The sequence below is a fragment of the Flavobacterium sp. genome (assembly GCF_017744675.1).
Taxonomy (GTDB): domain Bacteria; phylum Bacteroidota; class Bacteroidia; order Flavobacteriales; family Flavobacteriaceae; genus Flavobacterium.
In genome coordinates this window covers 299,320-314,282 of the sequence record NZ_JAGIAV010000004.1, presented here as the reverse complement: position 1 = coordinate 314,282, position 14,963 = coordinate 299,320, and the positions used below count along the sequence as shown (strand labels likewise).

General features: G+C 36.3%; 8 protein-coding genes. All 8 read left to right on the top strand.

Annotation, left to right across the window (positions count from 1 at the left end; genetic code table 11):
* The first annotated feature begins 44 nt into the window (after positions 1-44).
* The 8 genes from J7574_RS11705 (at position 45) to J7574_RS11670 (ending at position 14,856) form a co-directional block, all read left to right on the top strand.
* Positions 45-2,783: a substrate-binding domain-containing protein gene (locus tag J7574_RS11705; RefSeq protein WP_290968311.1), complete on the top strand. Its 2,739-nt coding sequence runs from the start codon at positions 45-47 to the stop codon at positions 2,781-2,783.
* Between the two features lie 230 nt (positions 2,784-3,013).
* Complete coding sequence (locus tag J7574_RS11700) at positions 3,014-4,372, top strand: sugar porter family MFS transporter (protein ID WP_290968309.1); 1,359 nt, start codon at positions 3,014-3,016, stop codon at positions 4,370-4,372.
* Complete coding sequence (locus J7574_RS11695; protein WP_290968307.1) at positions 4,335-5,951, top strand: glycoside hydrolase family 32 protein; 1,617 nt, start codon at positions 4,335-4,337, stop codon at positions 5,949-5,951. Before J7574_RS11700 ends, J7574_RS11695 begins: the two co-directional genes overlap by 38 nt.
* Positions 5,952-6,123: 172 nt before the next feature.
* A complete protein-coding gene (locus J7574_RS11690) occupies positions 6,124-9,225 on the top strand; it encodes a TonB-dependent receptor (protein WP_290968305.1) in 3,102 nt (1,033 codons plus the stop codon).
* A gap of 14 nt (positions 9,226-9,239) precedes the next feature.
* Complete coding sequence (locus J7574_RS11685) at positions 9,240-10,931, top strand: RagB/SusD family nutrient uptake outer membrane protein (protein WP_290968304.1); 1,692 nt, start codon at positions 9,240-9,242, stop codon at positions 10,929-10,931.
* 19 nt (positions 10,932-10,950) lie between these two features.
* Positions 10,951-12,348: a DUF4960 domain-containing protein gene (locus J7574_RS11680; RefSeq protein ID WP_290968303.1), complete on the top strand. Its 1,398-nt coding sequence runs from the start codon at positions 10,951-10,953 to the stop codon at positions 12,346-12,348.
* A 21-nt stretch (positions 12,349-12,369) separates the two neighbouring features.
* A complete protein-coding gene (locus tag J7574_RS11675; protein ID WP_290968301.1) occupies positions 12,370-13,926 on the top strand; it encodes a glycoside hydrolase family 32 protein in 1,557 nt (518 codons plus the stop codon).
* Between the two features lie 24 nt (positions 13,927-13,950).
* The gene (locus J7574_RS11670; protein ID WP_290968299.1) at positions 13,951-14,856 is read left to right on the top strand and encodes a carbohydrate kinase; all 906 of its coding nucleotides are present in this window, start codon (positions 13,951-13,953) and stop codon (positions 14,854-14,856) included.
* The last annotated feature ends 107 nt before the right edge of the window (positions 14,857-14,963 follow it).

The following is a 14,963-nucleotide window of genomic DNA, read 5'->3' as shown; positions in this document are numbered from 1 at the left end:
ACTATTTACTGACACTCATTTTCATTTACATAACTCATAATTTCATGTATCAATTTGTAAAATATATTTTGTTGCTATTGACAGCATCATTAAGTCTGGTTTCTTGCAAACAAAAGCAAGGAGACAAAATTAAAGTTGGTTTTTCGCAGGCAATGTCTACAGACGATTGGCGCAAACAAATGAACAGTTCTATAAAAATTGAAGCTTCGTTGCGGCCAGAAGTCGATTTAACAATTAAGGATGCCAATAATAATGTAGAAAAACAAATAGAAGATATTGAACGTTTTATTTCTAACAAAGTCGATGTTATTATTGTTTCGCCAATTCAGTCCAAACCTTTAACGGCAGTGGTAGAAAAATCAATTAAGGCAGGAATTCCTGTTCTTGTTGTAGATCGAAAAATAGAAGGAGAAAACTATACGGCTTATCTTGGAGCAGATAATATAGAAATTGGCCGAATCGCAGCGCGATATATAGTCTCGCACAGTAAGGGTTCTGGTAGGATTATAGAAATCACAGGCGCCAGCGGATCGTCTCCGGCTTATGAAAGAACGCTTGGTTTTAGCCAGATCATCAATGAAAACAAGCGTTTCACAATTGTAAATACCATTCAAGGCGATTGGGAAAAAGAATCGGTTAAAGCGCCTCTAAAAGCAATTCTCCAACAAAATCCTAATGTAGAATATATATTTGCTCAAAACGACAGAATGGCTCTAAGCGCTTGGGAAACAGCAAAAACTTTGGGTTTAGAAAAGAAAATTAAGTTTATTGGCGTTGATGCTTTAAATACCGTAAATGGTGGAATTGAATTAGTAAAAAGCGGCGTTCTTGACGGCACAATTTTGTATCCAACTGGCGGAAATGAGGCTTTGAAATTGGCCCTTAAAATGTTTAACAAAGAATCAGTAGCAAAAAATAACATTCTGAATACCATTGTAATTGATAAAAACAATGCTGAAATTATCGAAAACCAAATGGACAAAGTCGATCAGCAGCAGCTGGTCATAGAGTCGCAGCAAAGCGCTATCAAAGTGCAGGAAAAAGAATATGCTTCGCAGAATAATCTGGTTCGATTGCTTAGTTTTTTTCTGGTCATTATTCTGAGCTTAACGATTTATAGCATTTACTCGACGATTTCGATTTCAAAAAAGAAAAAGCAATTGGAGAAAATCAATCAGACTGTAATCGATCAGAACAAAGAAATTCAGGAAATGGCTCAAATTGCCGCAAAAAGTAATGAAACAAAACTGAATTTCTTTACAGGACTATCGCACGAATTTAAAACACCGATTACTTTAATAATGAGTTATGTGGAATCTTTAATTGAGAATGAGAAAATTAAAGGAACAGCTTTAATCGATGAAGTGAAACTAATCTACAAAAATTCAAACAGATTATTGCGATTGATTAATCAGTTATTGGATTTTAGAAAAATTGAAGAACAGAAATTTACGCTAAGAGCCTCCAATACTAAAATTTATGATTTCACCAGTGAGGTTATGGCTAATTTTAAAGGAGAGGCAGCCCGCAGAAACATTGATTTTCAGTTAATCTGCAAAAACAAAAGTTTAGAATTGTTCATTGACCGAGGTTTAATGGATAAAGTCTATTTTAATTTACTGTCAAATGCTTTTAAGTTCACGCCTGATAATGGTAGAATTACTATTTCAATAGTCGAAAATCAGGACAATACGGTAAAAATTCATTTCAAAGATTCTGGAATCGGAATTCCTGATGATGAGCTTTCAAATGTTTTTGATCCTTTTTTCAGAGCTTCAAATAATAATAAAAACAGTTCAGGAATTGGTTTGCATTTGTCTAAAGAATTTGTGCTTCTGCATCAAGGAAAAATCGAATTAAAATCAAAACAGGGAAGCGAGTTTATTATCACCTTATTAAAAGGAAGCAGCCATTTACAGCCTGGAGAAATTATTCAGAAAGTAGAAAACCTAACCAGTATTCCGAGTTTAATTACAGATAATTTGAATATTGAACCTGATTTAAAAGAAATAAACACTATTTCTGATGCCGAAAAACATTCGCTTTTAATCATTGAAGACAATATCGATCTGGTTCATTTTTTAAAGGCTAAACTTTCAAATGAATATATAGTGTATACTTCTGATGGAAGCGATGCCATAGAAAAAGCCTTGGAAATTATTCCCGATATTATCATTTGCGACATTAATTTAGTAGAAAAAGACGGTTACGAAATCAGCAGGGAATTGAAGAAAGACTTGCGTTCCTCTCATATTCCGATAATAATTTTGACAGCACAAAGCAATAAAGAATCGGTTTTAAAAGGACTTCAGAGTGGAGTAGACCAATATTTGACAAAACCGTTTAGTCTTTCGATTCTGAAACAATCTATTTCAAGTCTGCTTTTCAACAGAGAAAAACTACGTTACTATTATACGAATAATATTTACCGAGTTGAACCCGAATCTAAATTCGGGAATCAGGAACAGGCTTTTATTACCAAAATGAATGAAATTATTACGAAGAATGTTGAGAATCCGAAGTTTTCTGTTGAAGATTTAGCCGATAAATTGGGAGTTTCTAGAGTTCAATTGTACAGAAAAGTAAAAGCCATTATCGGAATTAATATCAGCGATCATATTAATAATGTCAAATTAGAGAAAGCAGCAGAGCTTTTAAAGTCAAATGAAATGAATATTTCGGAGATTGCGTACTCGCTTGGATTCTCTTCTCCGAACTATTTTTCTACAGCTTTTAAGAATAAATTTGGAATTTCTCCTAAAGAATATAAAATGTCTAATTAATTTCTCTTTGAAATTGTTTCCTTTTAAGTATCAATTTCGAAGCTTATGTAACAAAATCGAAACTACAAGGTTTTCGTAAAATGATTTTGATTTTTGTAAAATACTGAAAATAAAGTATTTGTGTTTAAAATGTCAATCTATCAATATTTAAAGAAATAAATTGTAACATCATTAAAAATAAGTTGTTTTTTTTGCAGATATCTTAGCAACAAGTTTTTAATACATGTACAATGAATAAGATATTGATTTGGTCTGTTACTGCTGCGTTGGCAGGTTTTCTTTTCGGTTTTGATACCGTAGTTATTTCTGGAGCTGATAAACAGTTACAGCTTCTTTGGCATTCATCTGATGCCTTTCATGGTTCAGTTGTTATGGCAATGGCACTATGGGGAACTGTGGTTGGTGCAATCTTCGGTGGAATTCCAACTAATAAATTAGGACGTAAAAAAACGTTATTCTGGATTGGTATTTTATATTTTGCTTCGGCAATTGGAGCTGCTTTTGCCAATAATCCATTTGTGTTTGCCGCTTTCAGATTTATTGGAGGTTTAGGAGTGGGCGCTTCAACTATTGCCGCTCCAGCTTATGTTTCAGAAATTGCTCCTGCTGATAAGAGAGGACGTTTGGTAGCTCTGTACCAGTTTAATATTGTATTGGGTATTTTAATCGCTTTTATTTCCAATTATTTTTTGAAAGATATTGGCGAAAATGCATGGAGATGGATGATCGGCGTTCAGGCAATTCCTTCTTTGGTTTACATTCTTTTTATTGTAACGATTCCAGAAAGTCCGAGATGGCTTTTATCTAAAAACCGTGATGAAGAAGCGCGTAAAGTTTTGTATGCAATAGATCCAACGGCAAATATTTCCGATTTAATAGATGATACCCGTGAAAACGGTGCAGGCAAACACGAAAATATTTTCATGAAGAAATACCGTTTCCCTTTAATTTTGGCTTTCTTAATTGCCTTTTTTAATCAATTTTCTGGAATTAATGCCTTTCTATATTATGCGCCAAGAATTTTTGAAGAAGCTGGTTTAGGACAAAATACAGCATTGCTAAGCAGTATCGGAATTGGAGTTACCAATCTTATTTTCACCTTAATCGGTGTAGCATTAATCGACAAATTAGGAAGAAAGTTGTTAATGTACATTGGTTCTGTTGGATATATTATTTCTCTTGGCTTAGTATCGGCTTCTTTTTATTACAATTGGGGCGGTTTGTCAGTTCCTATTTTCCTTTTCTTGTTTATTGCTTCGCATGCCATTGGTCAGGGCGCTGTAATTTGGGTTTTCATTTCAGAAATTTTTCCAAATCACATTCGCGCGTCGGGACAAGCATTTGGAAGTTCTGTACATTGGGTTCTGGCTGCGATTATTCCGTCTCTAATTCCAATGTTATTTTCAGAAATCGGACCAGAAGTTGTATTCCTTATTTTTACGCTAATGATGGTATTGCAATTGTTATTTGTAATTTTTCTGATGCCTGAAACCAAAGGAATTGCTTTAGAAGCGCTAAGTGAAACACTAACTAAAAAAAATAACCACAAAAATGAAATCAAAGAAACATCTCCCGTTAGCTCTTTATAGTGCCGCTTTACTATCGATAGCAGGATTTAAACCTTCTTCTGCAACTGCACAAACTGCTGCTGTAACCGTATCGAACACAGCAGAAGAACAAATGTATCGCCCAAACTTTCATTTTACGCCAAAAAAAGGCTGGATGAATGATCCCAACGGAATGTTTTTCGCCAATGGCTATTACCATTTGTTTTATCAGCATTATCCAGACGGAAATACATGGGGACCAATGCACTGGGGACACGCCATTTCTAAAGATTTAATAAAATGGGAAGAATTGCCAATTGCGATTTATCCTGATAAAGACAAATATATTTTTTCTGGAAGTGCTGTTGTGGATACGCACAATACCTCTGGTTTAGGAACAGGAAAAACGGCTCCAATTATCGCAGTGTATACGCTGCACGATATGACGAAGGAGAAAGAAAACAAAATAGATGTAGAACAGCAAGATATTGCTTTTTCGAATGATAATGGGGTTACATGGCAGAAATTTGAGGAAGGAAATCCTGTCGTGAAAAATCCTGGAATTCGAGATTTTCGTGATCCGAAAGTTTCTTGGGATGAAACACACAAACAATGGATTATGGTGCTGGCGGCGCAAGATAGAGTACAGTTTTACAAATCCTCTAATTTGAAGAATTGGGAGTTGCTCTCTGACTTCGGAAAAAACATCGGTGCTCACGGAGGAGTTTGGGAATGTCCGGATTTCTTTGAAATAAAAGTCGAAGGAACAACAGAAACCAAATGGGTTTTAATTGTAAATCTTAATCCAGGTGGGCCAAACGGAGGTTCTGGTGTCCAGTATTTTGTTGGAGATTTTGATGGAAAAACATTCACGATGGATAAAAGTTTTGCTGACAGAGTAAAAAATGAAAAAGCCGTTTGGGCAGATTATGGAAAAGATAATTATGCCGGAGTAACTTGGAATAATGTGCCAGCTTCAGACGGAAGAAGATTATTTATAGGATGGATGTCAAACTGGGAATATGCACAGCAGGTTCCGACAACAATATGGAGAAGCAGCAACACGATTCCGCGTGAATTGCAATTGGTAAAAAAAGGAAACTTCTATAACTTGGAGAGTAAACCAGTAAGAGAATTAAATAATTATGTTGCCGAAACCATTAAAGTGCAAAATTTAAACGAAAAAGGAACTTTAAAAGTAATCGAAAGCGGAAAAGCAGATTTAACGAAAGCCGTTATTAGTCTGGATTTAAAAAACCTGAAGCAGGACGATTATACTTTTACACTTTCAAATTCAGATGGAGAATCTTTAAGTTTTGGTCTAAACAACAAAGAAAATTATTTGTTCATTGATCGTTCTAAAGCAGGAAGAATTGATTTTTCAGATAAGTTTGCTTCAAATGTAAGCAAGGCGTTTTTGGAGGGAAGCCAAAAAAGTGCTGTTTTTAAAATTATTTTGGATAAAACTTCAATTGAGATCTTTTATAACAACGGCGAAAAAGTGATGACAGAAATCTTTTTCTTAAACAAACCATTTTCAGCTCTTTCGCTTTCTTCAAAAGAGAAAATAGAATTAAAAAATGGAATTGTTCAAGTACTGGACATTAATAAAAAGCAATAACACAATCGAATAAAATTTTTCTAATCCAATCCAAAAAAAGATCGTATTGCCGTAAGAAGGATAATCTCTTTCAGGATCGTTACATCTATTTTTCAAAATAAAAAACTGCTAAAGAGTGGGCAGTTAAACAATAACTAACTATTAAAAATAACCTTAACCAAACCAAGAATTTATGAGAAATAAGATTTTTTATTTTCTATTTTTCTTTTTTCCAATGCTCATGATGGCGCAGGAAAACGGAATAAAAGGAACGGTAATTTCCTCTGATGACGGAATGCCGCTTCCTGGTGCAACAGTAATGATTTCGGGAACCAATACCAGTTCGGTTACCGATTTTGACGGGAATTTTTCCTTTCCAAACATTGCTCCTGATGCTGTGCTTGTAGTTTCTTTTGTGGGATTTAGCCCGCAGTCAGTACCAGTTAAAGGACAAAAAACAATCAATATAACGCTAAAAGTCGACAACAATCAATTGAATGAAGTAGTCGTAACGGGATATTCTAAACAAAAGAAAACAGATATTACCGGAGCTGTTGCGGTGGTAAACATGAAAGACGTTATGAAACAGCCAGAACCAAACCCTATTAAAGCTTTGCAGGGAAGGGTTGCGGGTGTAAAAGTATCGTCTGATGGTTCGCCAAGCGGAGGAAATACCAAAGTAGTAATTCGTGGTGTTGGAACTTTAAACAACACTGATCCGCTTTACGTAATCGACGGAATGCCTACAAAATCGGGAATGCACGAATTGAATCCTAATGATATAGAAAGCATTCAGGTTCTAAAAGATGCTTCGTCTGCCAGTATCTATGGTTCGCGAGCTTCAAACGGTGTAATTATCATTACAACCAAAAAAGGAAAAGAAGGCAAAATGAGAATCAATTTCAGTACATATTCTTCATTTTCTGACTATTCGAGAAAATTAGATGTGCTGAATGCCAATCAGTTTGGGCAGGCGCTTTGGCAGGCCAATATTAATGATGGTCTAAATCCGAATAATAATAATCTGCGTTATCAGTTTGATTGGTCGGTAAACAATAATAAACCGCAATTAAATAAAGTTCTGGTTCCAGAATATTTAGATAACGAACAAACTTTAAAAGCATCAAATACAGACTGGTACGATGCTATTTCTCAAACAGGAGTTGCCAATTCGTATGATTTGTCTGTTTCTAATGCATCAGATAAAGGAAATTATGTTTTTTCTCTTGGCTATTATGATAATGAAGGTGTGGTGAAAACTACCGATTTTGAAAGAATTTCTGCGAGAATGAACAGTTCTTACAAATACTTTGACGGAAAATTAGTGATTGGCGAAAATTTCAGCTTAAACCGCACCAACGAAGTGACAGATCCTGGAGTTTTAGATCCTGCATTGCGAGCTTTACCTATTATTCCGGTACATACTGTAGACGGAAAAGGATGGGGAGGACCTGTTGGAGGAATGAACGACAGACAAAATCCAGTTCGTCTTTTAGAATATAACAAAGACAATAAATACGATTATTTACGCCTTTTTGGTAATGCTTACGCCGATTTGGAAATTATTAAGAATCTGCACATTAAAACGAGTTTCGGAATGGATTACGGTTTTTATAAAAAACGCACTTTACAAAGAAGCTACAAATCAGGGTATTTGCAAAACGACCAGACTTCTGTTACGATTGATCAATCTGTGAGTGACAAATGGACTTGGACGAATACGGCAATCTATAGCTTGAATTTCGGAAAAAACAATCTGAATCTGATGGCAGGAACAGAGATGTATAAAGATACGTATGATACCAATACACTGCGTAAAAACGACTTTTTGATCGAAACGCCAGATTATATGTATCCTGATGCAGGTACAGGAGAATCTTTTACAAGCGGAACTTCAACCGTATATTCTTTGCTTTCTTATTTTGGAAAAGCAGATTATGAGTTTGACAATCGTTACCTGCTTTCGGCTACAATTCGTCGCGATGGTTCTTCTCGTTTTGGTAAAAACAATCAGTTCGGGACATTTCCAGCAGTTTCTGCGGGGTGGAGAATCAGCAATGAGAATTTCATAAAAAATAACGCTCCTGTTTTTTCTGATTTAAAATTAAGAGCAGGATGGGGGCAAACCGGTAATCAGGAAATCAGCAATACAGCCGTTTATTCGCTTTATTTGGCAAGTTATGCAGGCGGAAGTCCGACTTGGGCTACTTCTTTTGGAACGGCTTATGATATTGCAGGAAACGGAAACGGATTGCTTCCGTCAGGTTTTATTGCAACACAATCTGGAAATGATGATTTAAAATGGGAAACGACAACGCAAACTAACGTTGGTCTGGACTTTGGTTTATTCAAACAAAAACTAAGCGGATCTGTAGATTATTACATCAAAAAAACAGATGATATTTTGGTTTTGCCTCCGTATTTGGGAGTTATTGGAGAAGGTGGAAATCGTTGGGTAAACGGAGCTTCTATGGAAAACAAAGGTTGGGAGTTTTCATTAGGCTATCATGACGAAACCTCATTTGGACTGAAATATGATATTTCTGGAAATATTTCGGCAAACAGAAATAAGATTACACAATTGCCAGATGAAGTAAAAAACAATTATGGCGGAAACGGACTAGACGATAATATTTTGGGACGTCCGATTAATTCAATGTATGGCTACGTTACTGATGGATTGTTTACAAGTCAGGATCAGGTGGATAACTCGGCAATTCAGGAAGGAAAAGGCCTTGGAAGAATTCGCTATAAAGATTTAAACGGAGATGGAGTAATTACAGATAAAGACCGTACATGGATTGGGAATCCAAACCCAGGATTGCTGTACGGAATCAATTTGAACTTAGCTTATAAAAACTTTGATTTTACCACTTTTTGGGAAGGCGCGACAGATGTTGATGTAATTAATAACACAAAATATCAAACTGATTTCTGGAGTGTTGATGATGTAGGATCAAACAAAGGAACGCGATTATTGAATGCTTGGTCTTTGGATAATCCAAATTCAACTATCCCTGCATTGACAACAGTAGATAGAAATGCAGAATCAAGATTCTCGACTTATTATGTAGAAAACGGCAGTTATCTTAAACTAAGAGTTTTACAGTTTGGATATAATTTTCCAAAAGAATTGCTTAAAAAGCTAAATATGGAAAGTTTCAGATTGTATATCAGCGGTCAGAATCTATTGATTATTGATTCGAAAGGCTTTACAGGAGTCGATCCAGAAAATGCTGGTTTTGGATATCCGCAACCAACCACTTTTACTGCTGGTCTTAATTTTACTTTATAACAAAAGATTAAAAAATGAAAAAAATACTATATATAGCAGGATTTGCAGTGTTGGGGTTCTTTGCTTCCTGTTCCGATTTTTTAGAAAATGATCCTCGTGGCGTATTATCAGAAAAAGATATTGTTACGCCCGAAAATGTCGAAGGATTTATGAATGCGGCTTATGCGCAGTTAGGAAATGACCATTATGATTCTCCGTACAGTTTGTGGCCGTTTGGAAATGTTCGTTCTGATGATGCTTACAAAGGCGGAAGCGGTACAAACGACATTCAGGATTTTCACTTTTTCGAAGTTTCAAATAATATTCGTCCTGATTTTGGAGAATTAGACAGTTTTTGGTACATCAGTTATGTAGGGGTTTCTAGAGCCAATAAGGCTTTGAAAGCTTTGGAACAAATCTCAGAAGCAGATTATCCGCTGAAAAAAACACGTATGGCTGAAATGCGTTTTTTAAGAGGGCATTTTTACTTTATGCTGAAAATCATGTTTAGAAATGTGCCTTATATTACCGAAGATATTGCAATAGAAGATTACAAAACGATTTCAAACAAAGCGCTTTCAAACGAAGAGCTTTGGGAAAAAATTGCAGAAGATTTTCAGGCAGCAGCCGACAATTTGCCAGATACGCAACCAGAAGTGGGGCGTGCGACTAAAAAAGCAGCATATTCTTATTTGGCAAAAACAAGATTATATCAGGCATATACTCAGGATGAAACTTTTAAAGTTACAGGAATTAATCAGCAGCATTTGCAGGAAGTAATCGCGGCAACCGATAAAGTAATTGGAAAAGCGTCATTAGAGCCTGATTTTGCTAATAACTTTTTGCCAGGAACTTATGAAAACGGACCAGAATCTATTTTCTCTATTCAGTTTTCAGACAACGACGGAACTTTATACGGAAGATTGAATTTTTCTGACGTTCTTTCTACACCGCAAGGTTTAGGCTGTTGCGATTTTCATAAACCAAGCCAGAATTTGGTGAATGCTTTTAAAACAGGCGCAAATGGTTTGCCAGAGTTTGATACGTACAACAATGAAGATTTTGATTATAAAAATATAGATGCTAATACAGTTGATCCAAGATTGTACCATACTGTAGCGATGCCAGGGCTGCCATATAAATACGATCCTGAATTTCTATATGTCGAAGCTTGGGTACGATCTCCTGGAACTTATGGCTATTATGCTTCTTTAAAAGAAAATGTGGCTCCAAATTGCACTTGCGTCGTAAATATCGATCCGTTTTATGGAAATTCAAAAAACAGAATTCAGATTCGCTATGCTGATGTGATTTTGATGCGTGCCGAAGCTTTGATTGAGTTAGGAAGACAAGCTGAAGCTTTGCCGTTGATTAATGAAATCAGAGAAAGAGCAGCGCAAAGTACAGGAAGATTGCCTTATGTGAAGAACTTCAAAATTAATACGTATGTTGACGGAAGCAATTGCAACTGGACACAGGATTTTGCCCGCAAAGCTTTACGCTGGGAACGCCGTTTAGAATTGGCAATGGAAGGAAGCCGATTCTTCGATCTTGTTCGCTGGGGAATTACAGATCAGGTTATGAATGATTTTTATGCAAAAGAAAAGATAAAACGCACCTATTATCAGGACGCCTTTTTTGATGCGCACAAAGAAGAATATTGCCCAATTCCGTTGAAGCAAATTAATTTCAGTCAGGGATTGTACAAACAAAACCCAGGTTATTAATCTTTAAAAAATCAGCAATATGAAAAAAGCTTTAAATAAATATTGGGCCAAAGTGTCTGTGGTATTGGCAATGATTTTTGTGATTACTGCCTGCGAAAATGGTTTTGAAAATGGCGGATTCGATGTGAGTTCGCCATCCAATGTACTTTCTTTCAAACTTAATGGAGTATCAGGAAACATTGATCAGGTTACAGGTAAAATTACCGTTGTAATGCCTTATGGGTCAGATATAACAGCTGTAAAACCTGAAGTTGTTCTTGAAGAAGGGGCAACATCAAATCTCGATTTAAATGCAGCGATTAATTTTACTAATCCAGTAAAATTTAGAGTTGTGAATGGGAATTTATATAAAGACTATACCGTAACCACAACCGTTTTAAGTCCGATTAAAAGTTTTACGATTAATGGTGTGGCAGCGACTGTCAACGACATTAGCAAAACAATTAGTATGACGCTTCCTGAAAATACCGATTTAACGGCGCTAAAACCTGTAATAGAAGTAACATCTGGCGTTACCATTTCGCCAGCTTCAGGAACCGCAATTGATTTTACTAATGCTGTAACTTTTGTAATAACCTTAAATGGAAAAAGCGTTAATTATACCGCAAATGTTGGAGTTCCAGTTGCAGGATTAACGGTTGCTTTTTTAGGAACTGCGGCAACAAGAGCCGGAATTACCAATATGGATGAAATAACGGCTTCAAATTGGTTGTTTGATACTTTTCCAGGGGCTAAGTATATTTCTTTTGAAAGCATACAGAACGGAGCAGATTTAAGCGGTATCGATGTAATTTGGTGGCATTTTGATTCGGCTGCAAACTTGCCTTCTGTGGCTTATAATCCTGCGGTTACTAATGCTTTGAAAAATTTCAGAACAAATGGCGGCAACCTGCTTTTAACTTCGTTTGCTTCACAATATGTTGATGCTTTAGGAATTGTTCCGTCAGGAAAAGGGCCAAATAATGTTTTTGGTGATTTTCCTCCAAATGGATTTGTTGACGGAAATTCTTGGGGAATGTCGTTTGTAGGCCACGAAAACCATCCAGTATTTCAAGGCTTAACTACTTATGAAGCAGGAAAAGCCAATTTATTGCAAAGCGGCACTTTCAGATTAAATCATACTGCTTGGTGGTTTTTGCCAGAATGGGGCGGATACACTAACGGAGAAGGATGGAGAAATCAGACTGGAGGAACCAATCTGGCTAGTGAAGCTTGGGATAATGCCTTAGACGGAAGAGTTACAATTGCTGAGTTTCCAAATTCAAGCACAAATAAAAATGTCATCGTTATCTCGATGGGAGCTTACGATTGGTACAACGAGACCAACAGCAACGGAGTGCCAAGTCAGGCTAATGAGTTTATTGGCAATATTAAGCAGCTGACACAAAACAGTATCAATTATTTAGCAGTAAAATAATTCAATTTGAATTCAATTAAAATGAAGTACAAAAATATAATTACAATTGCCTCGCTTTTCTTTTCGCTGATTTCTTGCAGTCAGGATGAGAACTATATTGGTGGTTCCATTTCGGGAGGCAATTCTGAAATAGCAAGTGTTTTTCCTGTTCCGCCTGCGCAATGGATGGGCGCAAAAGACCCGTATTACAGCGCGGGTTATACAGGAGATATTATGCCTTTTTTCGACAGCGGAAAATTCCATATTTACTTTCTCCATGATGCGCAAAATAAACCAGCAGGAAAAGGATTTCATGATATTCACGAATTTCAGAGTACAGATTTGGCACATTTTACCTATCAAGGCCAAATTATTCCGTATGGTACAACTCTCGAACCTGATTTTGCCGTTGGTACTGGATCGGTTGTCAAAGTAGGCAGTCTCTATTACTTCTATTATACAGGGCACAATGAAAATCCGGCTTTTATTCAGTCAAATGCTAGAGAAAGTGTGCTATGTGCGACAAGCAGCGATTTGAAAAACTGGACAAAAGTTCCGTCTTTTAAAATCACAGCTCCAGCGGGCTATTACAATTATGACTTTAGAGATCCGCATGTGTTTTATAACGACGAACTGAAGAAATATTCGATGCTGGTAAGTACGCAGACAGAGCCAGGAAGAAAAGCCGTTTTGCTGCATTTTACAAGTGCTGATCCTGCATCTGGAAAATGGGATGTTCAGACTCCGCTTTACACCACAACTCCTGAAGATAATTACCTGATGATGGAATGTGCGGATATTTTTAAAATGGGAAATTATTGGTATTTGCTGTTTTCTGAAAACTGGAGCGGAAATAAAGGCACGCATTACAGAATGGCTTCATCAATTAATGGTCCGTGGATAAAACCTGAAAATGACAGGATTGACGGAGAATATTTTTATGCAGGAAAAACCGCTTCTGATGGAAACAAAAGATATGTTTTTGGATGGAATGCCAGAAAAACGCCTGAGAATGATTTAGGAAACAAGGATTGGGCTGGAAATATGGTAATTCATGAATTGACTCAGAATTCAGATGGAACTTTAGGAACGCAATCGCCAAAATCAGTTGTAAACTTGTTTTCTAAAAAGAATGTTATGGCCGAAGTCGATGCGATTTCGCCTAATGCAACAGCCAACAACGGAACTTATTCTTTGTCTGGTGATACAGATAAAGCAATGGTTACTTTTAAAAGCATTGGAAAAAAAGCGAGAATAAAAGCCGAAGTTACTTTAACAAAAGCTTCTGGAACAACAGGATTTGTTTTTCATACGAACGAAACAGGAAGTTATTATAAAGTGGCTTTTGATATTGCCAATGGTAAAATAAGCGGCTATAATTCGGCTTCGCAAGAAATGACACGTTTGCCTTTTGCTTTTCAAATGAATACAAAATATGATGTTGAGATAATTGCCGAAGGAAGTGTTGTGGTGTTTTACATTAACGGAAAAGTGGCGCTTACCAACCGCATTTACGGAAGAGACAAAAACAAATGGGGCATAATTGCTGAAGGACAAACGAGTACAATTGCAAATCTTCAGGTAACGCAACCAGAATAGACTAATAATAAAAATAATTTTAGAATGAATAACGGAAAAAACCTTAAGGCGGTGGCATACGGAGAGGTACTTTGGGATGTTTTTGACAATGAAAAAAAGATTGGTGGAGCTCCATTGAATGTGGCATTACGCATGAAAACGCTAGGTTGCGAGGTAGCCATGATAAGCTGTGTAGGAAATGATGAAGACGGAAAAGCCATAAAAAGTCAGGTAAACAAACTGGGACTTGAAACCGATACTATTGTCGTTTCTGAAGATTTTCCAACCGGTTTGGTTAATGTAACATTAAACGAACGTGGATCTGCAACTTACGAAATTAGTTATCCATCTGCTTGGGATAAAATCGTTTTGAATGATTTGGCTAAAAAAACAGTTGCTATTGCAGATGTATTGATTTACGGAAGTTTGGTTTGTCGCGACAATATTTCAAGAAGTGCTTTAAATGAATTGCTTCAAAATGATGTTTATAAGGTGTTTGATGTTAATTTAAGAAAACCGCATTATTCTTATGATACTCTAAACCAGCTAATGCTGTCAGCAAATTTTATTAAATTTAATGACGAAGAATTGCTTGAAATTGCTAAGGCGATGAATTCTCCTTTTGAAAGCTTGGAAGAAAATATGGCTTTCATTGAAGAAAAGACAAATGCATCTGCAATGTGTGTAACCAAAGGAAAACACGGCGCTTTACTGCTATGGGAAGGTAAAATATACAAGAATGATGGTTACCCGATTGAAGTTTCTGATACGGTTGGTGCGGGAGATTCTTTTCTGGCCGCCTTGATCACTTCCTTATTAAACGGAAAAGAGGCTCAGGAATCAATTGATTTTGCTTGTGCCATTGGAGCTCTCGTTGCTGAAGCGCCTGGAGCAAATCCGGAAATTGCACCTTCTAAAATTGAAAATTTACTATTAAGAGTTAAAGTTTGATTTTTTTGTTTTAAAAGAATTCATACTATTCCATTAGTTTGAATAAACTTGTTTTTTGAAGAAAAGCCCAATATTTTAAGGATATTGGGCTTTTTACTTATCAAAAA

What these genes read in the sequence shown, in the direction of transcription:
- J7574_RS11705 (WP_290968311.1), top strand. Translation starts at nt 45, where the DNA reads ATGTATCAATTTGTAAAATATATTTTGTTGCTATTGACAGCATCATTA.
- J7574_RS11700 (WP_290968309.1), top strand. Translation starts at nt 3,014, where the DNA reads ATGAATAAGATATTGATTTGGTCTGTTACTGCTGCGTTGGCAGGTTTT.
- J7574_RS11695 (WP_290968307.1), top strand. Translation starts at nt 4,335, where the DNA reads ATGAAATCAAAGAAACATCTCCCGTTAGCTCTTTATAGTGCCGCTTTA.
- J7574_RS11690 (WP_290968305.1), top strand. Translation starts at nt 6,124, where the DNA reads ATGAGAAATAAGATTTTTTATTTTCTATTTTTCTTTTTTCCAATGCTC.
- J7574_RS11685 (WP_290968304.1), top strand. Translation starts at nt 9,240, where the DNA reads ATGAAAAAAATACTATATATAGCAGGATTTGCAGTGTTGGGGTTCTTT.
- J7574_RS11680 (WP_290968303.1), top strand. Translation starts at nt 10,951, where the DNA reads ATGAAAAAAGCTTTAAATAAATATTGGGCCAAAGTGTCTGTGGTATTG.
- J7574_RS11675 (WP_290968301.1), top strand. Translation starts at nt 12,370, where the DNA reads ATGAAGTACAAAAATATAATTACAATTGCCTCGCTTTTCTTTTCGCTG.
- J7574_RS11670 (WP_290968299.1), top strand. Translation starts at nt 13,951, where the DNA reads ATGAATAACGGAAAAAACCTTAAGGCGGTGGCATACGGAGAGGTACTT.